A 25,540-nucleotide genomic window follows, 5' to 3' on the forward strand; every position below is an offset into this window, starting at 1 on the left:
GCCTGAGTGTTTGCCGCGTCCCGATGCGCCGGGCAGGCGGCAGTTGGACTTGCCGCCCCGGACGGGCTATGGGCCAAGGCAACCTAGCACCAATGCCCCCAAGGGAAAAGGACCGCCATGCCCATCGACCCGCGCCGCCCTGCCCTGTCGCCGCTGCCCGCGCTCTCTCCCCATTTTTTGCCGGCCGTCCTGGACGCCCTGCCCTATTGGGCCCTGACCAGCGAGCAAAAGGAATTGCGCCGCTCCCTGGCCGGCCTGCTCCTGGCCCAGGGGCCGGGCCGGCCCGACTGCGCCGCCGCCGCCAAGGGGCTGCTCGCCTACGCCTTCCAGCGCGACCCCTTTGACCGGGAGAGCCTGGCCTTGTTGGCCCGGCCCCAGGCCGACGCCCCGTTCCTGCCGGCCAAGGCGGCGGCCGTGACGGGCCTGCTCGCCGCGCTGCCCAATCTTGAAAACGACGAGGTCTCCTACGCGGCCATCGCCGCCAGCGGCGACCGGGAGCTTCTTGCGCGCTATCTGGAAATTTCCGCCCGAGACAACGCCGCCGGTCTGGCCCGGCTGGCCCCGGCCTTCCATGCGCTTTGTCGCCTGCCCGATGTTGAACAGGCCGAGGCGCTTTTGCGCGGCTTTGCCCCTATCGTACCGCCGCCGCTTTTTGCCCGCCTGGAGGCCGAATTCGCTTGGCTTCGCCGCCCCCCCGAGACGGCCCTGGAAAAGCTGCTGACCCTGGACGTCGAGACCTGGGGACTGTTTGCCCTGGTCGGCGCGTCCCATTGTCTGGAACGCCTGGGCGACCGGTCGGCCGCCCAGGCCGCCTGTCTGGCTGTCCGGCGCGTCCTGCCCCAGCACGTCAACCTCACACTTCGGGCCTTCGAACTGTCGCGCAAGCGCGAAGCGCCGCGCCCGGCCCGGGCCGGCGAGGCGGCGGTGTGCCTGTATTCCATGAACAAGGAAGCGCTTTTCCGGGAGTGCCTGACCCACCTGGCCGCCACAGACCTTGGCGAGGCCATGGTTGCGGTCCTGGACAACGGCTCCACCGACGGCACGGGAGCCATGCTCGAAGCCGTAGCCGGCCTGTTCCCGGCCGGGCGCTTTGTCATTGTGCGACTGCCGGTCAACATCGGCGCGCCCGGGGCGCGCAATTGGCTGTTGTCCGTGCCCGAAGTGGCGGCGTGTCAACATGTCGCCTTTCTCGACGACGACGCCTTTCCCGAGCGCAATTGGCTCTCACGCCTGCTGGCCACGGCCCGGGAGCATCCCCAGGCCGGGGTGGTCGGTTGCGCCATCACCGACTGCGACCCGCCCCGCGACCACCAGTCGGCCGACTTCAACCTCTTTCCGCCCCAGATGGGCCGGCCGTCCATGGCCGAGGCCAAGGAGCGGCTTTTTGTCTGCGAACCCTGTCGAGGCGCGGCCGATGTCGGGCTTTTCGCCTACGTGAGGCCCTGCCTGTCGGTGTCGGGTTGCTGCCACCTGCTTTCACAGAAGGCCATCAAGGCGGCCGGTCCCTTCGACATCCGCTTCAATCCCACCCAGTTCGACGATCTGGAGCGCGACATCCGCTCGTTTCTGGCCGGATTCCCCAGCGTCTACGACGGGACCGTGCGGGTGCGACACAAGCAAGGATCAAGCCTGGCCCTGGCCCAGACCCAGGCCCAAGTGAGCCAGGTGCTCGGCAACAAGATCAAGCTTGAATACTGCGTGTCCGACGCCGACGCCGACCGGCTGTGGCGCGACAATCTGGCGCTGTTAGGCAAGGATTTAAAGGAGAAGGCGGCGGCTGTGGAGGCGCTTGGGGTCTAGGCAATAATCGGGGCTCCGCCCCGCGCCCCGCCGGGGGGATGATCCCCCCGGCCCCTCGCAATGGTTGCACGTCAATCCAGCGTCTGCCGGTAACGCTTAATCCCGATCCCCACCGACACGAGCAGGAACAGCCCGATGGGCCACATGTGCGGTACGATGTCCACAAACGTGTTGCCCTTGAGCACAATACCCCGCACCACCCGCAGATAGTGGGTGAGCGGCAAGACCGAACCCAGCCACTGGGCCCACTGGGGCATGCCCTGAAAGGGAAACATGAAGCCGGACAGCAGAATCGAGGGCAAAAAGAAAAAAAACGACATCTGCACGGCCTGCAACTGATTCTGGGCGATGGTGGAAAAGGTGATGCCCACGCCCAGGTTGGCCGCGATGAAGGGAAAGGACACCAAAAAGAGCAGCGGCAGGCTGCCCACGAAAGGCACGGCGAACAACAGCCTGGCCGCCACCACGATAAGGCCCATCTGGATGTAGCCGACCACAATATAGGGCAGGATCTTGCCAAGTAGCACTTCCGTGGGCCTCACCGGGGTGATGAGCAGGTTCTCCATGGTGCCCCGCTCGCGCTCGCGGGTGATGGCCAGGGACGTGATGATGACCAGCGTCATGGTCAGCACCACGCCCATGAGCCCGGGCACGATGTTGTACTGGGTCACGGCTTCGGGGTTGTAGCGGGCGTGCAGGCGCAGATCGACCGGCCCGTCCTTGGCCCGAAGGGGCAGCAACGGTCCGGTGAGGTCGCGGTTGAAGGCGTCGGTGGCCGCCTGACGGATGGCGGCCACGGCGTTGGAGGTGGCGGCCGGATCGGTGGCGTCGGCTTCGAGCAGGGCAACCGGGCGCACGCCCCGAACCAGATCGCGGCCGAAGTTCTGGGGGATGGTCAGGACGAACTGGATGCGGCCCAGGCGCAACAGCTCGTCAGCCTCGGCTTCTGTGCTGATTGCCTTGGTGAACTTGAAATAGTCGCTGTTTTTCATGGCCGCGGCCATGTCGCGGGAAAAGACCGAACGGTCGTTGTCCAGGATAGCCGTGGGCAGCTGCTTGGGGTCGGAGTTGATGGCAAAGCCAAACAGGATAAGCTGCAACAGCGGAATGCCCACCATCATGGCAAAGGTCACCCGGTCCCGACGCATCTGGGTGAATTCCTTGGACACCATGGCCCCGAACCGGGCCGGGGAGAAGCCGAGGAAGCCGGACATCACGACACCGCCTTGCGCATGAGGCTGATGAAGACCTCTTCGAGGTTGGAGGCAATGCGCCGCAGGGTCAGCGGCGGCGCGCCGTAGGGGGCGAGGCTTGCGGCCAAAGCGTCGCCGTCGCGGCCGCTGACGTGCAGCGTCACGCCAAAGGCCACCACCTGCTCAACTCCGGGCAGGCCGCGCAGCTTGTCAATGTAGCCGTAGAGGTCCGGGCCGCTTATTTCGTAGGTGAAAAGCCCTTCCTGGGCCACGATCTCGCCCACCGTGCCGGTAGCCAGCAGATGGCCATAAGCGATGTAGGCCAGCCGGTGGCAGCGCTCGGCTTCGTCCATATAATGGGTGGAGATAAGGGCGGTGATGCCCTCGCCGGCCAACTTGTGGACCTCGTCCCAGAAATCCCGCCGGGCCATGGGATCGACCCCGGCCGTGGGTTCGTCCAGGAGCAGCAGGCGCGGCTGGTGGATCATGCAGGCGGCCAGGGCCAGGCGCTGTTTCCAGCCGCCCGAGAGCGTGCCGGCCAACTGGTCGCGAAACCGGCCCAGGTTCATGCGCTCAATGGAGCGGGCAACCCCGGCCGCCCGGTCGGCCACGGCGTACATGCGGGCGATGAAATCGAGGTTTTCCCGCACGGTCATGTCTTCATAGAGGGAAAACTTCTGGGACATGTAGCCCACGTGGGGCTTAATAAGCTCGGCCTGCTCCCGCACGTCGAAGCCCAGGCACATGCCGTGGCCGTCATCGGGGCGCAGCAACCCGCACAACATGCGAATAAACGTGGTCTTGCCCGAGCCGTTGGGGCCAAGAAAGCCGTAGATCTCACCCCGGTTGACCCGCATGTCGATGTGATCGACCACGGCCTTGCGACCGAAAATCTTGGTCAGCCCGGTCACGTCGATGACGGCCGGCGAACCCCCGGCGTTCACGGCTTGCCCCCTGCCCCGGCCGGCTCTAGGGAGACGTCGATGGGCAGGCCCGGGTGCAGGCGCGGCGCGACGGCGGGGTCAAAGGACGCCTCCACCATGACCACGAGCTTTTCCCGGAAGCCCTGGCTGTAGATGACCGGCGGGGTGTATTCCACCTTGGGCGCGATGTAGCTGATGGTTGCCGCGACCGCCTCGCCGCCGCCGTCCCAGGCCACGCGGATGGATTGGCCGGGCTTCAGGCTGCCGGCCACGGCCTCGGGCACGAAAAACCGGGCCTTGACGTTGGCGTCGGGCAACAGCACCACCACCGGACTGCCGGCCGCCGTCCACTCGCCCTTGTAGTGGAGCAGATCGTAGACCAGCCCGCCGACCAGGGCGGATTGGCGCATCTGATCGAGGTTCCACCGCGCCTGGGCCACCATGGCCCGAGCCGCGTCCACGGCATCGGCCGCCGCCCGGATCTGGTCGATACGGCTGGGCAGCTTGCCCGTGGCCAGCTTGGCCTCCAACTCCCGGACCTGCTGCTTGTCGCGGGTGTGGGTGGTGCGCGAGGTGTCGAGCTCTTCCTTGGCGATGACCTCGCTGCCGTAAAGCTTGATCCGGCGGTCATATTCGAGGCGCGACAAATCCCGGGCCGCTTGGGCCCGCCCTAGATCGGCCTCAATCTGGTCTATCTCCTCGGGCCGCAGTCCCTTCTTGCGGTCGTCCAGGGTGGCCTCGGCCTGGCGCAGATCGGCCTGGGCCTGGGCCAGGGCGGCTGTCTCGAAGGCATGTTCCAAGACGTAGAGCGGCTGCCCCGGGGTGACGCGCTGCCCGCGCGAAACGGTCAACTCGTCGAGCCGGCCGCCGATCTTGCCGGCAACGTACACGAATTCGCCCTCGACATAGCCTTGATAGCTCGTCTGGCCGTCCGGCTTGCAGCCACCAAGGCCGCACACGGCCATCAGGCTCAGCGCAGCGCAGAAAAATGCTCTCATGCCCCGCCCTCCTTGGGTTCCGCAGCCAGCCCCCTGGCCAGTACGCCGGCCAAAAACGCGCCCATTTCCCCAACCGGCATGTCCGTGCGCATGCCCATGGCCTGGGCCACCTGGGCAAAGCGCCGGCGCAGCGGCTCGGACAGGCTGTAGACGATCATGCCGCCGACCAACGTCAAATGCACGAAAACCGGCTCGGCCGGCCGCAGCAGCCCGGCCTCCTGCCCTCGGGTCAGAATGCCCCGGGTGACGCCGAAGATGCGGCGAAATTCCATCATGGCCGCCGCCGGCATATTGGCCGCGCCCGAGGCCATCTCCAGGGCCATGATGCGCGGCAGCATGGGCAGGCGCGTAAATAGGCCGGCCAGGGCCTCGGCCAGGGCGGCCAGGGCCTCGCCCGGCGACAGCCCGGGCACGGCCGCCTGTTCCACCGCTCCGGCCACCTGGCCGAAAAGCCGCAGCATCACGGCTTCGTAGAGCTTTTCCTTGTTGCCCACATGATAATACAGGCCGGCCTTGTTGACCCCGGCCCGCTTGGCGATGGCTTCGACCTTGGCTCCGGCGAACCCTTGGCCGGCGAACTCCTCGGCGGCGGCGTCGAGGATGCGTGAGGCGATGTCCGGGGGTATTTCCATGGCGTACTCCAACTTAACCGTTTGGTTTAAAATTTTGGTTAAACCGAATAGTCGAAACCGTCAAGGAGAACATGAACGCCGCTTCCCATTTGGATTAAAGCAGTGTAATCCGTGATCCGGCCAGCGGGAGACAGCCACGCCCCGGCCCAAGGCGACCATGACCCAGACCGCCCTTTCCCTGCTTTTATCCCCTGCCACGGCCGTGGGCCGCGCGGCCTTGCGCTTCGTGGCCGAACTCGGCGGACTGTTCCTGTTCACGCTCCAGGGGCTTTGGCGCATCCTTGTCCCGGCCCCGTCCTGGCCCAAGATCGTGCAGCAGGTCTATTTCATCGGCGTCAAATCGATCTTCGTCATCGCGCTCATCGGGCTTTTCACGGGCATGGTGCTGGGGCTGCAGGGCTATTACACCCTGGTCAAATTCGGCAGCGAGGGCCTTCTCGGCGCGGCCGTGGCCCTGTCCATCATCCGCGAGCTCGGGCCGGTCCTGACCGCCATCATGATCACCGGCCGGGCCGGCTCGTCCATGGCGGCGGAACTGGGCATCATGCGCATTTCCGAGCAGATCGACGCCCTGTCCACCATGGACATCAACCCCATGCGCTTTCTGGTGGCCCCGAGGCTAGCCGCATCGCTTATTTGCTTTCCCCTGCTGACGGCCATTTTTGACGTGGTCGGCATCCTGGGCGGCTATCTTTCGGGCTGCGTGCTCCTGGGCATCAATCCGGGCGTGTATTTCGACCGCATCGACGCCACGGTGGAGCTGGCCGACGTGACCGGTGGGTTTATCAAGTCCGTGGTCTTCGCCCTGCTCGTAGCCGCCATTTGTTGTTATGAGGGCTATTTCACCCATGCCCGCCAGGGCGGTTTCGGGGCCAAGGGCGTGAGCCTGGCCACCACCTCGGCGGTGGTCCTGTCGTGCGTGGTCATCCTGGTCGCGGACTATGTCCTGACCTCGTTTTTGCTGTAGAAAGGGACCGGCGTGTTGCATCCCGGACACGTTGGCCGTAAAAGGCCGGTTGCATGAAAAAATACGCGATGGAAACGTCTGTGGGCGTCTTTGTCCTGGCTGGCCTGCTGTGCGTGGCCTATCTGACGGTCAAACTCGGCAAGCTGGAAGTCGTCGGCGGCGACGGCTATCAGGTCACGGCCAAGTTCAAGGACGTCACGGGCCTCAAAAACGGCGCTTACGTGGAGATGGCCGGCGTGCGCATCGGCCGGGTCTCGGGCATTCGCCTTGATCCCAAGGACCACGCCGCCCTGGTCGGCCTGACCCTGGACAAGGACGTGCGGCTGACCGACGACGCCATCGCCTCCATCAAGACCAGTGGCCTTATCGGCGACAAGTTCGTCAAGATTTCCCCGGGCGGGTCCGATGACGCGCTTGCGCCCGGCGGCATGATTGTCGAGACCGAGTCTTCGGTCGATCTCGGCGATCTTATCGGCAAATACGTTTTCGGCGGCGTGAAGTAGCCCTTCCCCGCACCCTCGGCATCCTCACCAGCGGTGGTATCCGGTATGCAGCGTTTCGTTTCCCGCCTCGTTTTGACCCTTGTCCTGCTGGCCGCGACCGTGGCCGGCGCTCAGGCCGGACCGGCCACCGACACCCTGTCCCAGTCCGTGGACAAGATCATCGCCCTGCTGGCCGATCCGGCCTACAAGGCGTCCGATACCCGGCCGGCCATGCGGGCCAAGCTCATCGCCGCCATCGGCGAAATCTTCGACATGAAGGAACTCTCCCGCCGCGCCCTGGGGCCGGAGTGGAACAAGTTCAGCCCCGAGCAGCAGGAACGGTTCGTCAAGGCTTTCGGCACACTGCTGGAAAACACCTATCTCGACAAGATTGAGAGCTATACCGATGAGAATGTGCAGTATCTCACCGAGCAGGACCTTGGCGGCGGCAAGGCCGAAGTGAGCACCAAGGTCATGGGCAAGGGCAAGGAAATTCCCATTGCCTACCGCCTGACGGATCGCGGCGGCTGGAAGGTCTACGACGTGGTCATCGAAGGGGTCAGCCTGGTGCAGAACTACCGCAGCCAGTTCGGCCAGCTCCTCATGAACGAGAGTCCCGACGCCGTGATCGCCAAAATCTCGCAAAAACGCTCCTGACCCTAAATTTCGAAAGCATTCCGCCGATTGGTCGTGATTAGGTTTTGACATGCCCTGGCCCGTGAGGCACTACCGAAGAGAAGTTCGACGCTTTGGATGGCTTGCCTTTCCCGCAACGCTGAACCGTGTGGAGTTGCCATGACCGCCGCCTTGTCCCGAAAATGCCTTCTCCCCCTGCTCCTGCTGTCGGTCCTGGTCATGACCGGCTGCAACGGCCGCCAAAAGACCAGCAAGGATTTCGACAAGGCCGTCGCGCCGACTCCCGCCGCTGTCCAGACGCCGGCTCCCGCCGCCATCCAGACGCCGGCCCAGGCTCCTGCACCGACAGCTGCCGCCTCGACCGAAGCCGTCGCCGCCAAGCCGGCCGCCGCGCCCGTGGCCGCCGTCACCCAGACGGCCCCGGCCACACCCCAGGCTGACGACTACGCGGAAACGCCCTACAAGCCCACGCCCGATCCGCTCTATTACTGGAACAAAACGTGGTTTAAATTCAACGATCTCTTCTACAGCGGCCTCATGCGCCCCTTTGCCAAGGGCTACGCCTTCGTGGTCCCCAAACAGGTACGCAGCGGCCTGACCAACGCCTACCAGAACTTCATCTTTCCCATCCGCTTCTTAAACGCCCTGCTTCAGCTGGACTTCAAGAAGGCTTCCAAGGAGTTCGGGCGCTTCATGATCAACAGCACGCTGGGCATTGGCGGTCTGGTCGACGTGGCCAAGGCCGACCCCAACCTGGCCCCGGGCAACGAAGACTTCGGCCAAACCTTGGGCCGCTGGGGCGTTGGCGATGGCTTCTACATCGTCTGGCCGCTCCTTGGCCCCTCCACCGCCCGCGACACCATCGGCATGGCCGGCGACGCCGCCGCCAATCCGCTCACCTGGATCTTCGGCCCCTGGTCCATCTACGGCGACGACAACCCCTGGTACTGGTCTTACATCATCAAGGGTGCCGACGTGTTCAACAACCTGCCAAACAAGCTCGAATCCTACGACGCCGTGGTCAAACCGGCGGTCGATCCCTACACCGCCGTCAAGGACGCCTACATCCAGTACCGGCGAAACGCCGTCTCCCAGTAACCAGCCGCGACAACCGACGCCGCCGCGCCCCCGGGCGCGGCGGCGTTTTTCATGGAACAGGCCCGATTTCATGTCCCCCACAGCCAAGGCCCCATGCCCACCAGCCCGTCACGGCCGGCCTGATGCCGTCAAACCCGAGGCGCGCTCCCCTGATGCCGAGACGACAACCGCCCTGCGCCTGCCCTTGCTCGGCGGCGTCCTGGCCCTTTGCGCCAGCTACCGCAGCCAGCGTTTTTCCCGCCATGTCCATGAAGAATACGCCCTGGGCCGCATCGAATCGGGAGCCCTGGGCTTCCGCTACCGGGGAGCCCAGGTGGTGGCCCCGGCCGGCAGCCTGTCCCTGGCCCAGCCGGGCGTGCCCCACGACGGCGCATCCGCCGTGCCCGAAGGCTGGCGCTACCACATGCTCTATCTCCCGCCGACGGCCCTGGCCCAAGCCTTGCCGGCCGGCGCGAGCCTGCCGCACTTTCGACCGGGCGTCATCGAGGACGCCGCCCTGGCCGACCTGTTCGGCCGTGTCCATGGCCTGCTCATGACGCCCCAGGCCCCGAGCCTGGCCAAACAGACGCGCCTGCTCGCCCTGCTGGCCGCCTGGATCGCCCGCCACGGCGACGACCATCCGGCCGCCCCGCCCATCGGCCGGGAACCGGGAGCCGTGGGGCAGACGCTGGCCATCCTGGCCGAGCGCTTTGCCGAAGACGTGCGCCTGGAGGAACTGGCCGCCGCGACCGGCCTGTCCCCCTGGCATCTGGCCCGGGCCGTGACCCGCCATACCGGCTTGCCGCCTCATGCTCATTTGTTGGAATACCGCTGCCGGGCCGCCCGGGACCGCCTGGCCGGACCGGAATCCCTGGCCGACATCGCCCTGGCCGTGGGTTTTGCCGACCAAAGCCACCTGACCCGGGTTTTCCGCGCCCGGTTCGGCCTGCCTCCCGGGGCCTGGCGCAAGATCGTTCAAGATAAGCGCTGCCGTCCCCGCTAGTTTCCGCCATCCTGACGATGGTGGAGGTCTTGCCATGTCTTCACGCCTCAAGGCGGTCGCGTCCCTGGTCGCGGCCATGGTCCTGGTCGGCTCGTCCGTGGCCGTGGGCCGCTCCATGACGGCTGCGTTGCCGTTGTCCTTGGCTTCCCTGGCCCGATTCCTGTTGGCGAGCCTGGCGCTCGTGCCCTTGGTGATGATCGTCGAGGGCCGTTTTCCCCGGGTGTCGCGGCCCACCTTTTACGCCTTGCTGGCCCAGGCCGCTTGCGGGTCTTTTGCCTTCACGGCCTGCCTGCTCTCGGGCCTGAGGCTCACCGGAGCCGCCTCGGCCGGGGTCACGGCGTCAGCCACGCCGGCCATGGTAACGCTCCTTGGGGCCGTGTGCTTCAAGGAACGTCCGGGCCGCCTGGCCCTGGCCGGCATCGGCTGCGTCACGGCCGGGCTGGCGGTCCTGGGTTTCGCGTCCGACGGGCCGGCCATCGGCCCGGCTCCTTTCTGGGGCAACGCCCTGGTGCTTCTGGCCGTGTGCTTCGAAGCGGTGTTTTTACTCCTGCGCCGCACCGTGCGCGAGCCGCTGTCACCCCTGGCCGCCGCCATGTGGGTGTCGCTTCTGGGCGGACTCTTCTTTCTTGTCCCCGGCGTCTGGGAGGCCCTGACCCTGGACCTCGGCCATATCCCGCCACGCGCCGTGGGCGAGGTCGTCTACTACGGCCTGGGGGTCACGGCGGCGGCCTACATGTTCTGGTTTTACGGCGTGGTGCGGGTGGACGCGGCCACGGCCGGCGTGGCCTGCGGCGTCATGCCCGTGGCCGCCCTGGCCTGCGCCGCGCTGTGGTGCGGAGAAACCATTGGCTGGCGGGAAATGGCCGGCTGCGCCGGGGTGTTGGCCGGCATCCTGTGTCTGGCCGGCGGAGCGCGCAAAAAAACCGGGGCGGTCCGGGATTCGCATCCCTGACCGCCCCGGCAAAAGGCGTCCATGGTGGCCCCGGCGGGCTTATGATCCGCCGGCCTTGGGCGGCGGCGGCACGTAGCCGTCGGGCAGGGGCGGCGCCGGCTCGACAATGGGCGGCGGGATGTTGCCCGAAGGCTTGGGCGACGGGGCCTTGGCCGCGCCTGTGGCGGCCGGAGCCGTCTTGGCCGACCCGGCCGCGCCGGCCTTGGGCGCGCCGCCCCGGTCCAGGGGCCGCTCCTCGGTCAGGTGCGGCTCGGTGACGCCGGCGGCGAAAAGCTCGCCTTCAAGCTCGGCCCGGTTGCCTTCCTTGACGGCGTAGACCTTGAAAAACGTCTTGTTGTTGAGCTTGCCCTGGTCGATGCGGGTGGAAAATCCGCGCGACTCCAGGGCATTCATGAGCTCCGAGGCTTTTTCCTTGTGAGCGAATGAACCGGCCATGAAGGTGAAGGTTGCCCGGTCCGACGGCGCGCCGGCCGGTTCTTCCGAAGTCGGGCCGGCCGGTTCGGGCATGGGAGCGGGACGCGCGGCGGCCGGCGCGGCTGTCGCCGGAGCCGCTGCCGGTGAGTTGGCAGCCCCGGGAACGCCGGCATAGCCGCCCTGGGGCACGGCAGCCTGTTCAACCTCGGCCGCACCGGGCTTGAAGGGTTTGGGCACGAACCGGGGGTCGGTCACGGCCGGGGCCGGCTCCACCACGGGCGGCGCGATGGTCCGTCCCGTCCCGCCCAAGACCGCCGGCATGGGTGGCGCGGCGGCAGCTGGGGCAGGTTGGGCCGGCAGCGGCCGGGAAGCGGCCGGCGCGGGCGGCGGCGGGGGGGCATACGGAGCCGGGGCGTAGGCCGGTGGAGGAGGAGGGGGCGGCGTGGCGGACTGTCGTGGCCAACCCGTGTCGCTTGGCGATTCGGGAGCCTGCTGCCCCCAAATCTCTTTTTCAAAATCCTTGTTGTTGGAGGCGCAGCCGCACAGGCCAAAGGCCAGCAGAAGCGCCGCGATGGGCAAACAACGGTTCAAGGGGACTCCTCCCTGATAAGGACGACGCCGGCGGGGCCGCGTCAGCAGATGCCCGCCAACCGGCTCAAGGTTTCCCTGGCGGCGTTGAATCGGCCGATGGCCAGGGCCAGGGCTTCGGCGGTTTGCTGTCTGGCCGCCGTTTCAACGGCGGCCGCCGCTCGGCTGAGCGCCTCGGCCCCGATGGAGGCGGCGGAACTCTTGATGGTATGGGCCTGCAAGGCCACGCCTTCCAGGTCTCCCGAAGCATAGGCCGCATCCAGGAGGCTGCGCCGGCGGCTCACCTCATCCCAGATGCAGTCGAACACGCGCCGAAAGCCGTCGGCGTCCACACCCATATGGCGGCGCGCGGCTTCAGGGTCAAACGTCGCCGGACGACGGGCGGCGGTTTCCCCATGTTCCTCGTCGGCTGCCATAAACGTCATTCCTTGGGCATGTTCAGTCGAGAAACACCACTTCGGTGCCGACGTCGATCAATTTGGCCATGTCCTTGCCCTCGTCGTTGCGCATGCGGATGCAGCCGCTGGTGACGGGCCGGCCGATGGAATTGGGATTGTTGTTGCCGTGGATGCGAAAACCGTAGCCATGGGACAGGATGATCTTGAACGGTCCCATGGGATTGTCCTTGACCCCGGGACCGACGTATTCGGGCAGGGGTTTGCCTTTTTTGAGCGCCCGTTCCTTCATGGCCGGCGTGGGCCGCCAGGAGGGCTCGAAACTGATGCCCGTGACCACGCCCCAGCCCTGGGGCGCTTCCATGTCCCGGCCCGGCACGGCCACCACGTAGCTTCGGGCCAGATGGCGCGATCCATCAGGCAGATTTTCATAGAGGAAAAGCTTGCGCTGGGACAGATGGACCTCGATGGAATAATGATTCTTGCGGGCATTGTAGGCGGCGGCGTCTTCCGGGGCCACGGGTTCGCCGGTGGTCTGGGACGGGGCCAGGGTGGCCAGGAAGCGGTCCAGCCCGCCGCCGTCGGCCACCGGCGCATAGGCCATGGCGGGCGCGGCGATAGCCGGTTTTATCGCAATGGGCGCTGCCGAGGGTTTGGCCGCCGCTTTGGCGGCGGGTTCCTGGGTCGCTGTCCCGGTAGTCCCCTCAATAAGCGCCACTTCACGCGGGCGCATTGCCTCAGTGGGCTGTTCCGTCGCCCCGCACGGCGTCGCGGCCGCCAAAACCAGCGCCGCGATCCCGAAAATCCATCCCCGCATCGTTCCCATCCTCCGACGCATCCAGTCTCCCGCACTGTCCGGCCTTGCCATAAACTGTCCGTCCCGACAAGCCCAAACGGGATCAGGCGGTTTTATACCGCACCAGCGGCCGCCGCCGGCCGGCTGGCCGGGCGTAGGACACGGCCGGCCAGCCCAGGGCCAAAACGGCATGGACCGTTTCCTCCCGGGGCAACCCCGCCGCCGCCTTGACCCGCTTGTCGTGGCGCATGGCCTCGACAGCGTAGCCGATAAGGCAGGAGCCAAGCCCCAGGCAGTGGGCGGCCAAAAGCATGTTGCCCGTGGCCAACAGCGCGTCCTCGGCCGGACAGCTCGCCCCGGGCCTGGAGCCGACCACCACCACGGCCGTGGCCCCGTGAAAAAGCCGGTCCGTGCGGTCGCGCTCCCAGGCAGCCAACGCCTCGGCCACCGACGCATAATGCTCACGGTAGTAGTCTTCCAGCTCCCGACGGCCCAGGAGCGCGTAGCCTTTGCGCACGAGCGGATTGGCGGCCAGGCGATTGACGCGGCCGAAAAATCCGGCCACGGCCTGGCCCAGGCTCATGACCGCCGCCCGGGTGGCCAGCACCGTGAAGGTCCAGGCCTGGGAATTGGTGCCTGACGGCGCGGTGATCCCGGCGCGAATCACATCCTCAATAACGGGGCCGGGCACGGGCCGTTCCAGATAGCGCCGGCAGGAACGCCGGGAGCGCATAAGATCGACCAAGCGCCCGGCCTGACAGCCCCCCGGGGCGATCTGCTCGCCCGAGGACTCGATGACGTCGTAAGCCTGGGCCCAGGGATCGTCGCCGGGAATGGTCAGGGCGCACTGGGGGCACACGGCCCGGCACTGGCCGCAGCCGATGCAGCCGGCCCCGGCCACCACCACCAGGCCGTCGCCCAGGGACAACACCCCGGACGGACAGACCGCCACGCACTCCCCGCAGCCCACGCAGGCGGCGGCGTCCAGTATCGGCGAATCACTCCCCATGCGCACCATGCCTTATGTTTGCGAAAACTATTTCCGTCCAGCCTTGCGAGACGCCGCGCCGGCCTCACGAGAACCGGCCTCGGTCCCGGGAGCGCGCGGCAGGCGGCGGGCGGCCACGAACCAGCGTTCGTAATCCGTGCCGGAAAGCTTGTCCACGCCCACGCCCCCGCGCCTGGGGCTGGAATGGAGCATCCGGCCGCTGCCGAGATAGATGCCGACATGGCTGATGCCGACGTCCAGATTGGTGGCGAAAAAGAGCAGGTCGCCCGGGGCCAGTTCGGCCGTGGCCACGGCCGAACCCAGCCCGGCCTGGAGCCGGCTTTGCCGGGGCAGGGAACACCCGAAACTGGCGTAAACGGCCTTGGTCAGGCCCGAACAGTCGATGCCGGCCGGAGTGTCGCCGCCCAATCGATAGGGTGCCCCCAGGTAAGGTTCGGCGGCGCGAAGGATACGCTCCCCGACTTCGGACAGCGGTCCCATGTCGGCCGGCAGCACGGCCCCTCGGGTGATCGGCGGGCCGCCCAGGGCGTTTTGGTCCCGGAGCGCCTTGACCAAGGCCTGGTGGTCGGCCTTGGCTTCGCTGTCGTAGAGCGGCTTGTAGTGCGCGCTTAATTTGTTCGGACTCGTATGGAGCATGCCCAGGCTGTCTTCATAGCCGTAAACGGTGCGCGCCTGGGCCGGCGAGGCGGCCCAAAGCGGCAGGCAGCAGACGGCTGCCGCCAGCAGACAAGACGTGGCGAAATACCGGCGGCGCATCAACTGCCTCCGTAGACGAAACGGCGGCCGTCGTCGATGCGCAGGGTCTTGACGCATTCCCGGCGAAAGGCGCACAGCTCCTGGCCGCAGCGGTCATGAACGCCCCAGGCGAAACACGGAGCAAAGCCCTCGCGCTGCTGGATGGAACGCACGGCGTCGATGGTGGTCAGCCCCGAGACGTCCAGACCCAGCTCCCGCGCCTTGGTCATGAGTTCGCGCACATCCAGGCCCATGGGACCATAAAACGCCTCGCGTCCCAGACCCGCCTCGGGGGTGTCGAAAAGCCGCACCGCCACCACCGCGCCGCCGTCGTCGCCCTGGCGCAGGTCGATCTCGCCGTTGTGCTCCAGCACGGCCTTGCGGGCCAAGGTCAGGCCGATGCCGGCCCCCCGGGCCTTGGTGGTGAAAAAGGGGTCGAAGACAAACGAGCGCAGTTCGGGCCGCACTCCTGGGCCGTCGTCGGCAATGGTGAGATGGCTGACGTCGTCTCGCCGGGCCAGCTGGATGGACACGCGCACGAGTTCATGGCCGGAAAATTCCACGGCATTGAGCAACAGCTCGTCCAGGGCCAGGGAAAGCAAGGCCTCGTCGGCTACGATCTCCACGTCTTCCAGGGAAAGATGGCTCTCCAGGCGCTTGTGCAGTCCTTCGGCGCTGCGGGCGGCCCGGGAAAGGGCCTCTTCCACCAGCCGGGGCAGGCGCACGGCGGCAAATCGGGGGCCGCCAAGGGTCGAAAGACGCACCACCGCGCCGACCAGATCTTCCAGACGCCGGGCTTCCTGGAAGATGATCTCGGGATATTCCACGGGCAGGCGGCGTTCCTTGTGGTCGCGCAGGAGCTTGAGCGCAAAGCCGCCGATGGCCGCGGCCGGATTGCGCACCTGATGGGCCACGGACAAGGCCAGGTTGTTGAGGCTTTCGATCATGTCGTGCTGGAGACGGTTTTTTTTCGCGAAGAGCGGCGTTTTCCCGCTCCCGGCTGCGATACAGCGCCGTGACGTCGTCAAAAAGGAGCGTGACGCCAATAGGCTTGCCGTCCACGCTCGGACAGGTGGCGGTCATGGAAAAGCGGCGCATCTCGCCGTCCGGGCGCTGGTAATCGGCCAGGCACTGGCGATAGGGCCGGCCGTTTTCCACGGCTTCGACGAGATTGCGATTAAACGATTCATTGGCCGGGGCCGACAGGAGCAGTTTGCGCCAATCATGGCCCTCAAGGCTGTCTTGCGGCAAGCCCAAGAGATGGACTGCCGAAGGACTGGCGGCGATGATCGTGCCGCGCGGGCCGATGACGAGCAGGCCCACGGGTATGGTCTTGATGACGTTTTGGACGAGTATTTGTCTGACGCTTGGCATGGCGCTTCCCGGCCCCTTGGAGACAACTCCTCCAAAGTAGGCCCGCTTCGGTCCGATGACAAGACCGGACCGAAGCGGAGCGCGACACGAAAGGGGGAGGATCTTACTGGTTCTTGGCCGCGGCCGGGGTCTTGGCCGCCACGCCGACGAATTCGTCAAAAACTTCGTAGGGCACGGCCCCACGCACCGGCGCGCCGTTAATGAGGAACACCGGCGTGCCTTCGAAGCCGAAGTCCCGGGCTTCCTTGGTGTCGGCGGCGACCCTGTCGGCAAGCGCCTTGCTCTTGACGTCCTCGGCCAGCTTCTTGGCGTCCGCGCCGACTTCCTTGGCGATGGCGTCAAGAACTTCGTCGCCCTTCTCGGCCACGTCCTTTTGCCGGGCAAAGACCTTGTCCATGAAGTTCCAGGCCTTCTTGGCGTCCTGCTGGGCGATGGCCTCGAAATACAGCGCGGCCCGCACGCTGTTTTTACCCGTGGCAAAGTGCTTGAACACCAGTCGGACGTCGTCAGGGCGTTTTTCCATCACGCTTTTGACAGTACCCGAGGCCTGGCCGCAAAAGTGGCACAGGAAATCGGAATATTCCACGATGGTCACCGGGGCGCTTTGCGGACCAAGGGCAATCCGGCCGGCCTCCATGACCGGCGTGAGCGGCTTGGCCAGGGACTGGCTGAAGCGCGCCCGCTCCAGGTCTTTCTGGCGCGCCCGGGCCGTGGTCTCGATGACTTCCAAAACGGCCGGACCCTGCTGGCGAATGGCCTCGACCACGATTTCAGGATGTTCGCGCAGCACCCTGCGAACCCGCTCCAGGTCGTCGTCGGCCGCGGCCGGCATGGCCGTAAAGCCAATAACGGCCAGCGCGACGAGCACTTTCCATTTGCCCATGCTTCCTCCAGATAGCGCGCCGTCACGGCGCTTTCGATGCCGCCCGTCATAGACCCTTTCGCCCGGACTGTCATCCGTTGCCCATCGACGACACGCGAGGCACGTGGTAGGCTGCCGCCATGGAATGGCTTGTTCTCCTGGCCACGCTGGTGGCCGGCCTTTTCGCCTTTTGCTTAAGCGGCGCCAGACAGCAGCCCGGCGGCACCTGACTGCCCGAGACCTGTCGCCGTCGGCGACCGCCTGAACACACGCCCTCCGCCGCCGATGACGCCGACCGCCACCGGCCGTAAGGATTGCCCATGCCCCGTCGCCCTGCTCGCCGTCCCCTCGCCTTTCTCGCCCTGGCCCTCTGGGGCGTCCTGGCCTTGTTGGCCGCTTGCGACAGCCAGCCCAAAACCGATCCGGAGCGCCAAGCCAAGGCCTACGCCCTGTACGAAGGCTACAAAAAGGATTTTCCCGAGGTCACGGAAATACGTCCCGAGGAGGCCTTGAAACGCTGGCAAGACGGCGGCGTGGTCTTCATCGACGCCCGCTCGGAAGCGGAACGGGCCGTCTCCACACTGCCCGGAGCCGTCTCGGAACAGGCCTATCTGGCCGCTCCAGACCGGTTTGCCGGCAAGCAGGCCGTCATCTACTGCACCATCGGCTACCGTAGCGGGGTGCTGGTCCAGAAGCTTGCGGCCAAGGGCATGGCCGCCGCCAATCTGGCCGCCGGGATAGTGGGCTGGCTCCACGCCGGTGGAACTCTCGTCGACGCCTCGGGCGCGCCGACCAGGCGCGTCCATGTCTACGGCCGCACCTGGGATCTCGCGCCCCTGGCCTACACGGCCGTCTGGTAAGGCCCCGCTGCCCCGCTGACAGGATTGTGCCTCAGACAGGCCGTCCACCCTCCAGATTTCCTGGCCAGATCGTCCACGTGTCGAGACTCTACGGCTAAGGCTCCCGGCCGTAATAGCGGCGGTAGTAGCGCCGGCCCGTAACGTCGGCCAATCCCAGCCGCCGGGCGGCCAGATAGCCCAGGCACATGGCCACGACACCGGCCGCCTTGCCGCCAAAGCCCGCCCCGGCCCAGCGCCGGCCCGAAGCCGTGACGCCGCCGCCCAGGCACAGCGTCTCCCCGGCCTGGCGCAGGCGCAAGGACAGCTCCACGTCTTCCATGAGCGCCAACGCCGGAAAACCGCCAGCGTCCTCCAGTTCCTCGCGCCGGAAGAACTGGCCCTGGTCGCCGAAGCCGATGCCGCCAAACCGCGCCCGCAGGGCATTGAGCAACCCCAGGACGCCAAGCCCGGGACGCCGCGTGTCGTAGGCCATGCCGACCACGCCGCCGACCGCCTCGGGGCAACGGTCCAAAGCGGCCTGAATCCGGGCCGGCACGTCGGGCGCGACCACGGCGTCGGCGTGCAGAACAAGGACCACCTCGCCCCTGCAGGCGGCCAGACCAGCCGCGATCTGCCCGCCCCGGCCGCCATCGGCGGCGACCACCTTCGCGCCAAATCCGGCGGCCAGGGAGGCCGTGCCGTCGGTGGAGCCGCCGTCGGCCACCACGACCTCGTGCACGCCCGTGCCGCTAAGGCTCTCCAGACATCGCCCAAGTCCCCTGCCCTCGTTTCGGGTCGGCACGACCACCGAGAGCCGCCGTGGTCTTTGCGCGGGGCCGATCGGGACGGCCAGCCCGGGTCGCCAGGCGGAAAGGGCCAGGAGCAGTAAAAACGGCAGCCAGATCGCGGCCATGGCCAGTCCCTGGCCGCCAAGTTCCTGGGCGCGAAGCCAGGTCGGGGTCACGGCCAAGCCCTGGGCGGCCAGAAGCCACAGCGCAGGCCGTCCAGGACGCAGGGTCCACAGCGGCAGGACCAGGAGGAAATACCAAGGATAAACCGTGGGCAAGGCGGCAAACCCGGCCAGACCGGCGAAAAGCGGCCCACGCCCGCGATCCTGGACGACCAGCCAGCCGACCGCAAGCGCCACGCCGCCAAGGGCCAGAGACACGGCCGGGGCCAGGGGGCCGCAAATCGGCCACAACAAGGCCGTTAACGGTCCGCCCTGGGCCACGTGGCCGGCAAAGGTTGCAAGTGACTGAAACAAGGCCGGCCCGGCCGTGTGGTAAGGCCAAAAGCTCGCCAGCGGCACGAGACAGGCGACGGCCTGGCGCAGATTGCCAGGCCGCATGAAAAACGGAATGAGCAGCAAAACCGGATATTTCACCAGCCCGGCCGCGCCCAGGCACAAAAAACCCCAGCCGTCGCGGCGGGTCGCGAAGGCGGCCAGGGCCAGGGAGACGCCCAAGGCCACCAGCGCGTCGAGGTGCCCTTCCCCCGCGCCCATGATCAGGGACAGGGGGGAAAGCACATACAGGGCCAGCCAGGCCGGCGGCAGCCGACGCTTGGCCAGGACCACGGCCAGGGCCAGGGCGGCCATGAAGTCGGCCAGGGCTAAAGCTCCCCGGAAAGCCAGGGGGTGGGCGAGACGGCGGCCACGGCCCGGCAGAACAGCTCGGCCAGGGGCGGATAGGCGGCGGTCAGCTCAGGGTGGTTGACCCGGCCAAGGACGGCTGCTGCCTGGGCGGACAACAGCCTGGGCAGCCTCGGGTCGCCGGGCGCGATCAAATAAGGATTGCCCCCGGCCAGCTGCATGTCGCCTTCGACGATGTAGCGAAAGACGTCGGTGTCTACCGGCCAGGCCCAGACAAAGAGCAGCCGCGCGCCAAGGCCCAGGGCCACAACGGCGACGGTGACCCGGCCGCGATGCCCGGCCGGCCAGCCGCGCACGGCCAGGACCAGGGCGGCGAAAGCCCCGGCAAAGCAGGTGGCATAGACATAGCGCCCGGTCTCAAAACGGCCGCACAGGGCCAGGACGACAAGGGCCGCCAGGCAAAGCAGTCCGCGCCAGACGTGGCCAGGCAAGCCGGCAAACGCCCTGGCCGGACAGGCCGCTTCAGCCCACGCCGCCTGATGCCCGCTTGGAAGCCTTCGTGTCACGGGCGCTCCGGCCTTGCGGCAGGCGCACTTCCCGCGCCGTTGCCCAGGGGCTGCTGGCCCGGAGCCAAGCCTGAAGGCGGTCCATAGCCGCCAACGCCAACAAGCGGCGCATCCTTGCCTACATCAGAGGGTGGCGTATCCGCGCCGACGCCGGACGGTGGCGCGTCCGCGCCGACCAGGGCCGAAGTCCACGGCCCTGGCGCATCATTGAGGGACCAGTCATAGTCATCATAAACTGGCCGGCGATCCGCCAGGGCGTCAAGCGCCGCGCCCAGCGCCGGCCCGGCAAAGCGGCGCACAAATCCCCACTGCCCGTCCCGGCCGCCGAAATCTTCGGCATACCAGTCAAAAATGCGGAGCAAACGCAACCGGCCGCCGTCTACCCGCGCCCCGACCGGGTCATTCAGGCAGGCCCGTGTCCGCGCATCCAGCATGGCGTCCAGGACCTCACCCCGGTAGGGCACGGACAAAAGCGGCGGACAACTTTTGGAGGCGCAGTTGAGCACAAAGTGGAGCCTGGGGTCCGGGTATTGCCGACGCAGGATGCCGTGCTCAATGTCGTCCAGGGACAGCTTCCGGCCGCCCAAGCGCACAAAGGATCGTTTCCAGGGCGAGGCCAGAAAGCCGCCGGCTTCCTTGATGGAGGATATCCCCGGCCAATGGTCCATGATGAGGCGGATAGTCCAGAGGTTATAGGCGTTTATATAGAGTGCTACGCGATCAGGCCGGGCCAGGGCCTCGGGGTTTTCGGCGGCCATGAGCGCCAACGTCGCATCAAGACGGGCCATGTCCGCCTTGATGCCCGCATAGTTCACCACGCCCCCGCGTACATGGGCGGCCAAAAAAGCACCGTAGTGGTCAAGATAGCCAGAAGATTGGGCGTCATTGGCAAATCCTGCGAAAAGCAACAACAAAATCGCCAGCATAACCATCTTGAACACATCAACCTCCTCAACGCTCTGGGGATAAACCCCGCAGTGAAGGTCCAGCGCAGGAGTTGGACATCAGGCGCAATGAACCGTGGAAAACCAATTGAATTCCTTCCGGTATTGTTGCATATTCCTTCGGTCTTCAGTTCGTTGGGGGGCATAACGTCGTCGAACCCGCGCACCGGCAACACTTGTGCAACAACTATGACGCAACCCAGGTCTTCCGACGCAGCCTCTCTCCTACGCCCAGGCCTGAGCCTGCTTCTCGGCCTTTATGCACTGATCTCTTTCCTTGTACTGCCGCCGTCGGCCCACGGCAATTCCCAGCCTCGCTTCCAGCGGTTGTCCCTGGAACAAGGGCTTTCCCAATCTTATGTCGTCTGCATGGCCCAGGACAAGCTGGGATTTCTGTGGATCGGCACCTACGACGGCCTCAACCGCTACGACGGGACCAATGTCGTGGTCTACCGCAACACCCCGGGCCGGCCCGATTCCCTGCCTGACAACAGCATCCGCACGCTTTTCGTCGACCCGGAGGACGGCACACTGCTTGTGGGCACCAAAAACGGCGGTCTGGCCGTCTATGACCGCGAAGCCGACCGTTTCCGCCCCTATCCTGCAGCCACCCCCTACCCCAGCGGCGATGTAGACAAGGAAATCCGGGCCATCGCCCGTGACGGGTCGGGCAACCTCTGGGTGGGCGGCGCAACCGGTCTGGCCCGCATCTCACCGGCCGGCATCGTGGAAGCCGTGGCCTTGTCTGACCAGAACGGCAATGCCGTCAAAAGTCCGGTCATCGCCATCAAAGCCCGAGCCGACGGCAGTCTGTTCGTGGCCACCAGCCGGAGCGTTCATGCCGTAAACTTGGCCGACGGCCAAGCCACGCCCCTGCTCCCCGGCCCCTTGGGCGAGCTTCCGGCCGACGCGCGCATCAACGGCATTGCCTGCGACGGACCGGACACGCTCTGGGTGCTCACGGAAATACATGGCGCGTATCGCTTCAATCAAGCCACCGGCCGGTCCGATCATCATCTGCCCGGCCTAGCCACCTGGTTTGCCTTCCGCGACTCCTGGGGCGGGCTTTTCATCGGCACCAACCGAGGGCTGGCCCGGATGTGGCCGGACCCGGACCACCCGGGAAAGTTGCTCCCGTCCATGGCCGTCAACAATCCCCTGGACCCGGAAAGCCTGTCCCAGGACGAGGTGCTGTGCGCCCTGGAGGATACCGGCGGCCTGCTGTGGTTCGGCACCTATTCCGGGGGCGTGAGCCGCTACAATCCCGCCTATCAGGCGTTTTCCGTCTACCGGGCCGGACCGGGACTGCCTACCGCCCTGTCCGGCAGCGCAGTCAGCGCCGTGGCCCAGGAAAGCGCCGATGTCGTCTGGGTCGGCACCCGCTACAACGGTCTCAATCGCATTGATCGCCGCACCGGCGAGGTCACGGTTTTCCGCCACGACCCGGCCAACCCGGACAGCCTGGCCGACGACGGCGTCAACTGCCTGCGCTTTGACCGCCAGGGCCGGCTCTGGATCGGAGCCACCGACCGGGGGCTGGACCGCTACGACCCAGGCAGCGGCCGCTTCATCCATTACCGCCACGACCCCCAAAACCCCGAGTCCATCAGCCAGAACAAGATCTGGTGGATCGCCGAGGACGAAGAGGGCATCCTGTGGCTGGGTTCCAGTTCGGGCGGACTCAACCGCTTCGACCCGGCAACAGGCAAGGCCAAGGTCTACCGCCACGATCCCCAAAATCCGGCCAGCCTCAGCCACAATCGGGTGCGCCATATTACCCCTGCCCCGGGAGGCATCCTGTGGATCGGCACCAATGGCGGACTCAACCGTTTCGACAAGAGCACCGAAACCTTCACCCATTGGGAACACGACCCGGACAACGCCAATTCCCTGTCCAACAACCGCGTAACTCCCATCCTCCTTGATCCGTCCGGGGCCTTGTGGATCGGCACCGACGCGGGACTCAACCGTTTCGAGCCGCGCACCGGGCGTTTCCAGCGCGTCACCATGGCCAACGGTCTGGCCAACGACGGCATCCAGGGGATGTTGCAGGACAAGGACGGCAATCTGTGGTGCAGCACCTTCCGGGGGCTTTTCCGCTACAGTCCGGGTAGCGGCGAGGTGCGCAACTATTCGGATCGGGATGGACTGGCCGGCCTGGAATTCTGGATGAACGCCTACGCCCAGGGCAAAAACGGCGAAATGTTTTTTGGCGGCACAAACGGCCTGACCACCTTTTTCCCCAGCCGCATCCGCCCCAACCCCCACGCGCCGCCCGTGGTCCTGACCGGGCTGAGCATCCGCAACAAACCCTATGCCGCCAACCCCGTCACGGTGAGCAACTTGGCCCTTGGCCACGAGGACAACGTCCTGGAACTGTCCTTTGCCGCCCTGGATTTCGCCGATCCGCCCCGAAACCTTTTCTCCCACAAGCTCGAAGGCTTTGACCCGGAATTCTCCCCCCCGGCAGGCAACAACACCGTCACCTACACCAATCTTTCCCCCGGGGAATACCGCCTGCGCGTTCGGGCCTGCAACAATGACGGCGTCTGGAACGAAACAGGGCTGACGCTGGCCATTGCCGTGGCCCCGCCCTTTTGGGGCACCTGGTGGTTTCGCGCCCTGGCCGGACTGGCTGCCCTGGCCTTGCTCCATGGCGGCTACAGACTACGGGTTTCCGCCCTGGAGAAGCGTCGCCGGGAACTTGAGGAAACCGTGCGTCGCCGCACCGCTGACCTCGAAAACGAAATAGAGGACCGCAAGGCCGCCGAAGAAGCCCTGCACCGCAGCCGTCTGAGCTTCTCCGCCATTTTCCAATTCTCGCCCCTGGCCGTCACCATCAGCGAAGAGCAGTCCGCCCGGATGCTGCGCGTCAACGAGGCCTTTTCCCAACTGACCGGCATCCCGGCCGACCAAGCCATCGGCCACACGTCCGAGGAACTCGGCTTTTGGGAACGCTTCGAGGATCGCCAACAACTGCTGATCGAACTGCAAGTCGCCGATTCCGTCACCAACCGGGAACTGGCCTTCCGCCATGCCGACGGTCGTCGTATTATCGGGCTTTGTTCCTGCACGGTCATCGAGGCTTTCGAACGGCGTTGCCTGCTTATGCTCATCGCCGATATCACCGAGCGCAAGGCCCTGGAAAGCGAACTTCTGGCCGCCCGGGAACGGGCCGAGCAAGGCAATCGGGCCAAGTCCGACTTCCTGGCCAACATGAGCCACGAGATCCGCACCCCCATGAACGCCATCATGGGCATGGCCGATTTGTTGGCCGACACCCCGCTCACACCCCGCCAGAAGCGCTATGTGGACATCTTCCAACACTCCGGCCAGATCCTCATGCGCGTCATCAACGACATCCTCGACCTGTCCAAGCTTGAAGCCGGCAAGCTGACCCTGGAGCCCGAACCTTTCGACTTGCCCGAAGCCCTGTTCCAGACCTGCGCCGTGTTCACGCCCCAGGCCGAGGAAAAAGGCCTCCCGCTTTACTGCGATCTTGATCCCGGCTTGCCCCGCCAGGTTTACGGCGACCCCATCCGCCTCACCCAGATCGTGGCCAACCTTTTGGCCAATGCCTGCAAGTTCACCCACGCGGGGGAGATCCGCTTGTCGGCCACAGCCACGCCCCTTGGCCCTTCCGCCTTCCTCCTGCGCCTGACCTGCCGGGACACCGGCGTCGGCATCGCCCCGGACGACATCGCCCGGGTCTGCGACAATTTTTTCCAGGTGGGCGGCAATCAACGCCGGGGGACAGGCCTGGGGCTGGCCATCTCCAAGCGCCTCACCGAACTGATGCAGGGGGAATTGTCCATCCAAAGCGTCCTTGGACAAGGGGCCACCGTCACGGCCACGGTCAGGCTGGAGGTTGCCGCCGAAGCGGCATCGGGAGCGCTTGCGCCGGAAACCCAGGCCGTTGCGGAGCTTTCCGACGCCGGCGGCCAGCCCTGGCGGGTGCTATTGGCCGACGACTCTGTAGGCAACCGTCAAGTCGTCAGCCTGTTCCTGGAAAATCAGCCGGTTATCTTGGAAGAAGTGGAGAACGGCCAGGATGCCCTGGACCGGTTCAAGAAAGGCGGCATCGACATCGTGCTTATGGACCACGTCATGCCAATCCTGGATGGGCTGACCGCCGTGCGGGCCATGCGTGAACATGAGTGGGCGTCCGGCCTTGGACCCACGCCCATCATCGGCATCACCGCCCGGGCTTTTCCCGAGGACGAGGCCGCCTGCCTTGAGGCCGGATGCTCTGCCTACTTGAGCAAGCCCGTTCGCCGCAGCGCCCTGCTCGCCGCCATGCAGGGGCTCCTTGGCCGCCAGGACGACTGAGAGGGGGACCCGCCGCCCTATTCCAGTTCCCGGCAGACGGCTTCGCCAAGGCCCCCCGGCCGCATGGGCCGCCACCCCGAAGTGGGCGACAACGTGCGGTCCAGAAATTTGCCGTCCACCCCGACCCAGGCTGCCTGCTGCCGGATAATCCGCCCCTGGCCGCAGTCCAGGGTCACCCGCTCCAGGGCATAGGCCACGCCGGTGGGAAAGCCCAATTCATGGGCGATCTCCAGCCCCTCGGCCTCGTCGAACACCCTCTTGATTCGAAGCCGCAGCACCTCGCCCGAAATCCGCACTGAATGCCGGTCATAGTAGAGTTCCACGGACCGGTCGTCATGGGCGGCCAGAAAACGCCAGTCCGTGGCCTGGGCCGGCGGGCAGACGGCCAGCGTGAAAACCAGGGCCGTAAGCAGCAACATCAGGCGCATCGCACAC

The 25,540-nt window shown here is 66.4% G+C and carries 24 protein-coding genes and 1 pseudogene; 9 read left to right on the forward strand and 16 right to left on the reverse strand.

What is annotated here, in order from left to right; translation table 11 throughout:
* Positions 1-117 precede the first annotated feature (117 nt).
* The gene (locus C3Y92_RS11250; RefSeq protein WP_129352566.1) at positions 118-1,800 is read left to right on the forward strand and encodes a glycosyltransferase; all 1,683 of its coding nucleotides are present in this window, start codon (positions 118-120) and stop codon (positions 1,798-1,800) included.
* A gap of 71 nt (positions 1,801-1,871) precedes the next feature.
* Here the strand turns inward: C3Y92_RS11250 and C3Y92_RS11255 are convergent, their stop codons facing one another.
* From C3Y92_RS11255 to C3Y92_RS11270, 4 genes are read right to left on the reverse strand one after another with little or no spacing between them, the layout of a single operon-like run.
* Positions 1,872-3,014, reverse strand: a complete 1,143-nt coding sequence (locus tag C3Y92_RS11255) for an ABC transporter permease (protein WP_129352568.1) — start codon at positions 3,012-3,014, stop codon at positions 1,872-1,874.
* Positions 3,014-3,937 carry an ABC transporter ATP-binding protein gene (locus C3Y92_RS11260; RefSeq protein ID WP_129352570.1) on the reverse strand — a complete coding sequence of 308 codons (924 nt, stop codon included), beginning with the start codon at positions 3,935-3,937 and terminating at the stop codon, positions 3,014-3,016. The genes C3Y92_RS11255 and C3Y92_RS11260 overlap by 1 nt, the downstream gene beginning before the upstream one ends.
* On the reverse strand, positions 3,934-4,914 hold the full coding sequence (locus C3Y92_RS11265) for an HlyD family secretion protein (RefSeq protein WP_129352572.1): 981 nt from the start codon (positions 4,912-4,914) through the stop codon (positions 3,934-3,936). The genes C3Y92_RS11260 and C3Y92_RS11265 overlap by 4 nt, the downstream gene beginning before the upstream one ends.
* A complete protein-coding gene (locus C3Y92_RS11270) occupies positions 4,911-5,546 on the reverse strand; it encodes a TetR/AcrR family transcriptional regulator (protein WP_129352574.1) in 636 nt (211 codons plus the stop codon). The genes C3Y92_RS11265 and C3Y92_RS11270 overlap by 4 nt, the downstream gene beginning before the upstream one ends.
* Before the next feature lie 157 nt (positions 5,547-5,703).
* Between C3Y92_RS11270 and C3Y92_RS11275 the strand changes: the two genes are divergently transcribed.
* From C3Y92_RS11275 to C3Y92_RS11300, 6 genes are all read left to right on the forward strand, one after another.
* Positions 5,704-6,513, forward strand: a complete 810-nt coding sequence (locus C3Y92_RS11275) for an MlaE family ABC transporter permease (RefSeq protein ID WP_129352576.1) — start codon at positions 5,704-5,706, stop codon at positions 6,511-6,513.
* 53 nt (positions 6,514-6,566) lie between these two features.
* Positions 6,567-7,016 carry an outer membrane lipid asymmetry maintenance protein MlaD gene (gene mlaD / locus C3Y92_RS11280; RefSeq protein ID WP_129352578.1) on the forward strand — a complete coding sequence of 150 codons (450 nt, stop codon included), beginning with the start codon at positions 6,567-6,569 and terminating at the stop codon, positions 7,014-7,016.
* 45 nt (positions 7,017-7,061) lie between these two features.
* Entirely contained in the window at positions 7,062-7,652 is a 591-nt protein-coding gene (locus C3Y92_RS11285; RefSeq protein ID WP_129352580.1) for a Tgt2/MlaC family protein, read from the forward strand.
* A 138-nt stretch (positions 7,653-7,790) separates the two neighbouring features.
* A complete protein-coding gene (locus tag C3Y92_RS11290) occupies positions 7,791-8,729 on the forward strand; it encodes an MlaA family lipoprotein (protein WP_129352582.1) in 939 nt (312 codons plus the stop codon).
* Between the two features lie 70 nt (positions 8,730-8,799).
* Complete coding sequence (locus C3Y92_RS11295; protein ID WP_129352584.1) at positions 8,800-9,711, forward strand: AraC family transcriptional regulator; 912 nt, start codon at positions 8,800-8,802, stop codon at positions 9,709-9,711.
* 34 nt (positions 9,712-9,745) lie between these two features.
* Complete coding sequence (locus C3Y92_RS11300; protein WP_129352586.1) at positions 9,746-10,663, forward strand: DMT family transporter; 918 nt, start codon at positions 9,746-9,748, stop codon at positions 10,661-10,663.
* Between the two features lie 39 nt (positions 10,664-10,702).
* On the opposite strand, the gene C3Y92_RS11305 is transcribed toward C3Y92_RS11300, so the two are convergent.
* From C3Y92_RS11305 to C3Y92_RS11335, 8 genes and pseudogenes are all read right to left on the reverse strand, one after another.
* The gene (locus C3Y92_RS11305; protein ID WP_129352588.1) at positions 10,703-11,668 is read right to left on the reverse strand and encodes an SPOR domain-containing protein; all 966 of its coding nucleotides are present in this window, start codon (positions 11,666-11,668) and stop codon (positions 10,703-10,705) included.
* Positions 11,669-11,709: 41 nt separating this feature from the next.
* Positions 11,710-12,081 carry an Hpt domain-containing protein gene (locus C3Y92_RS11310; protein WP_235669464.1) on the reverse strand — a complete coding sequence of 124 codons (372 nt, stop codon included), beginning with the start codon at positions 12,079-12,081 and terminating at the stop codon, positions 11,710-11,712.
* Positions 12,082-12,103: 22 nt separating this feature from the next.
* Complete coding sequence (locus C3Y92_RS11315; RefSeq protein WP_129352592.1) at positions 12,104-12,793, reverse strand: L,D-transpeptidase; 690 nt, start codon at positions 12,791-12,793, stop codon at positions 12,104-12,106.
* Positions 12,794-12,959: 166 nt separating this feature from the next.
* Positions 12,960-13,865, reverse strand: coding sequence for a nitroreductase family protein (locus C3Y92_RS11320; RefSeq protein WP_129352594.1), 906 nt, complete (start codon positions 13,863-13,865; stop codon positions 12,960-12,962).
* 27 nt (positions 13,866-13,892) lie between these two features.
* Entirely contained in the window at positions 13,893-14,621 is a 729-nt protein-coding gene (locus C3Y92_RS11325) for a C40 family peptidase (RefSeq protein WP_129352596.1), read from the reverse strand.
* Positions 14,621-15,547, reverse strand: a complete 927-nt coding sequence (locus C3Y92_RS11330; RefSeq protein ID WP_235669465.1) for a sensor histidine kinase — start codon at positions 15,545-15,547, stop codon at positions 14,621-14,623. The genes C3Y92_RS11325 and C3Y92_RS11330 overlap by 1 nt, the downstream gene beginning before the upstream one ends.
* 103 nt (positions 15,548-15,650) lie before the next feature.
* Positions 15,651-15,974 (reverse strand): annotated as a pseudogene (locus tag C3Y92_RS21475) (PAS domain-containing protein); the annotation flags it as partial.
* Positions 15,975-16,077: 103 nt separating this feature from the next.
* On the reverse strand, positions 16,078-16,857 hold the full coding sequence (locus C3Y92_RS11335) for a DsbA family protein (protein ID WP_129352598.1): 780 nt from the start codon (positions 16,855-16,857) through the stop codon (positions 16,078-16,080).
* A gap of 299 nt (positions 16,858-17,156) precedes the next feature.
* Here C3Y92_RS11335 and C3Y92_RS11340 point away from each other — a divergent pair, with 299 nt between their 5' ends.
* Positions 17,157-17,696, forward strand: a complete 540-nt coding sequence (locus tag C3Y92_RS11340) for a rhodanese-like domain-containing protein (protein WP_129352600.1) — start codon at positions 17,157-17,159, stop codon at positions 17,694-17,696.
* Positions 17,697-17,790: 94 nt separating this feature from the next.
* Here the strand turns inward: C3Y92_RS11340 and C3Y92_RS11345 are convergent, their stop codons facing one another.
* The 3 genes from C3Y92_RS11345 to C3Y92_RS11350 are packed head-to-tail and all read right to left on the reverse strand — an operon-like array spanning position 17,791 to position 20,764.
* A complete protein-coding gene (locus C3Y92_RS11345) occupies positions 17,791-19,272 on the reverse strand; it encodes a glycosyltransferase (protein WP_235669466.1) in 1,482 nt (493 codons plus the stop codon).
* A 14-nt stretch (positions 19,273-19,286) separates the two neighbouring features.
* Complete coding sequence (locus C3Y92_RS21480) at positions 19,287-19,832, reverse strand: hypothetical protein (RefSeq protein WP_235669467.1); 546 nt, start codon at positions 19,830-19,832, stop codon at positions 19,287-19,289.
* Positions 19,829-20,764 (reverse strand): DUF547 domain-containing protein, encoded by a 936-nt coding sequence (locus C3Y92_RS11350; protein ID WP_235669701.1) that lies wholly within the window; start codon positions 20,762-20,764, stop codon positions 19,829-19,831. Before C3Y92_RS11350 ends, C3Y92_RS21480 begins: the two co-directional genes overlap by 4 nt.
* Positions 20,765-20,965: 201 nt before the next feature.
* Here C3Y92_RS11350 and C3Y92_RS11355 point away from each other — a divergent pair, with 201 nt between their 5' ends.
* Complete coding sequence (locus tag C3Y92_RS11355) at positions 20,966-25,105, forward strand: hybrid sensor histidine kinase/response regulator (RefSeq protein ID WP_268932575.1); 4,140 nt, start codon at positions 20,966-20,968, stop codon at positions 25,103-25,105.
* 17 nt (positions 25,106-25,122) lie between these two features.
* Here the strand turns inward: C3Y92_RS11355 and C3Y92_RS11360 are convergent, their stop codons facing one another.
* Positions 25,123-25,533 (reverse strand): hypothetical protein, encoded by a 411-nt coding sequence (locus C3Y92_RS11360; RefSeq protein ID WP_129352606.1) that lies wholly within the window; start codon positions 25,531-25,533, stop codon positions 25,123-25,125.
* Positions 25,534-25,540 lie beyond the last annotated feature (7 nt).

This window comes from Solidesulfovibrio carbinolicus (assembly GCF_004135975.1).
In the GTDB taxonomy this organism is placed as follows: Bacteria; Desulfobacterota; Desulfovibrionia; order Desulfovibrionales; family Desulfovibrionaceae; genus Solidesulfovibrio; species Solidesulfovibrio carbinolicus.

Bases quoted from the DNA above. Each gene is read 5' to 3' on its own strand.
- C3Y92_RS11250 (WP_129352566.1), top strand. From the start codon at position 118: ATGCCCATCGACCCGCGCCGCCCTGCCCTGTCGCCGCTGCCCGCGCTC.
- C3Y92_RS11255 (WP_129352568.1), bottom strand. From the start codon at position 3,014: ATGTCCGGCTTCCTCGGCTTCTCCCCGGCCCGGTTCGGGGCCATGGTG.
- C3Y92_RS11265 (WP_129352572.1), bottom strand. From the start codon at position 4,914: ATGAGAGCATTTTTCTGCGCTGCGCTGAGCCTGATGGCCGTGTGCGGC.
- C3Y92_RS11270 (WP_129352574.1), bottom strand. From the start codon at position 5,546: ATGGAAATACCCCCGGACATCGCCTCACGCATCCTCGACGCCGCCGCC.
- C3Y92_RS11275 (WP_129352576.1), top strand. From the start codon at position 5,704: ATGACCCAGACCGCCCTTTCCCTGCTTTTATCCCCTGCCACGGCCGTG.
- mlaD (WP_129352578.1), top strand. From the start codon at position 6,567: ATGAAAAAATACGCGATGGAAACGTCTGTGGGCGTCTTTGTCCTGGCT.
- C3Y92_RS11285 (WP_129352580.1), top strand. From the start codon at position 7,062: ATGCAGCGTTTCGTTTCCCGCCTCGTTTTGACCCTTGTCCTGCTGGCC.
- C3Y92_RS11290 (WP_129352582.1), top strand. From the start codon at position 7,791: ATGACCGCCGCCTTGTCCCGAAAATGCCTTCTCCCCCTGCTCCTGCTG.
- C3Y92_RS11295 (WP_129352584.1), top strand. From the start codon at position 8,800: ATGTCCCCCACAGCCAAGGCCCCATGCCCACCAGCCCGTCACGGCCGG.
- C3Y92_RS11300 (WP_129352586.1), top strand. From the start codon at position 9,746: ATGTCTTCACGCCTCAAGGCGGTCGCGTCCCTGGTCGCGGCCATGGTC.
- C3Y92_RS11310 (WP_235669464.1), bottom strand. From the start codon at position 12,081: ATGGCAGCCGACGAGGAACATGGGGAAACCGCCGCCCGTCGTCCGGCG.
- C3Y92_RS11315 (WP_129352592.1), bottom strand. From the start codon at position 12,793: ATGCGCCCGCGTGAAGTGGCGCTTATTGAGGGGACTACCGGGACAGCG.
- C3Y92_RS11320 (WP_129352594.1), bottom strand. From the start codon at position 13,865: ATGGGGAGTGATTCGCCGATACTGGACGCCGCCGCCTGCGTGGGCTGC.
- C3Y92_RS11325 (WP_129352596.1), bottom strand. From the start codon at position 14,621: ATGCGCCGCCGGTATTTCGCCACGTCTTGTCTGCTGGCGGCAGCCGTC.
- C3Y92_RS11330 (WP_235669465.1), bottom strand. From the start codon at position 15,547: ATGATCGAAAGCCTCAACAACCTGGCCTTGTCCGTGGCCCATCAGGTG.
- C3Y92_RS11335 (WP_129352598.1), bottom strand. From the start codon at position 16,857: ATGGGCAAATGGAAAGTGCTCGTCGCGCTGGCCGTTATTGGCTTTACG.
- C3Y92_RS11340 (WP_129352600.1), top strand. From the start codon at position 17,157: ATGCCCCGTCGCCCTGCTCGCCGTCCCCTCGCCTTTCTCGCCCTGGCC.
- C3Y92_RS11345 (WP_235669466.1), bottom strand. From the start codon at position 19,272: ATGGCCGCCCTGGCCCTGGCCGTGGTCCTGGCCAAGCGTCGGCTGCCG.
- C3Y92_RS11350 (WP_235669701.1), bottom strand. From the start codon at position 20,764: ATGGTTATGCTGGCGATTTTGTTGTTGCTTTTCGCAGGATTTGCCAAT.
- C3Y92_RS11355 (WP_268932575.1), top strand. From the start codon at position 20,966: ATGACGCAACCCAGGTCTTCCGACGCAGCCTCTCTCCTACGCCCAGGC.
- C3Y92_RS11360 (WP_129352606.1), bottom strand. From the start codon at position 25,533: ATGCGCCTGATGTTGCTGCTTACGGCCCTGGTTTTCACGCTGGCCGTC.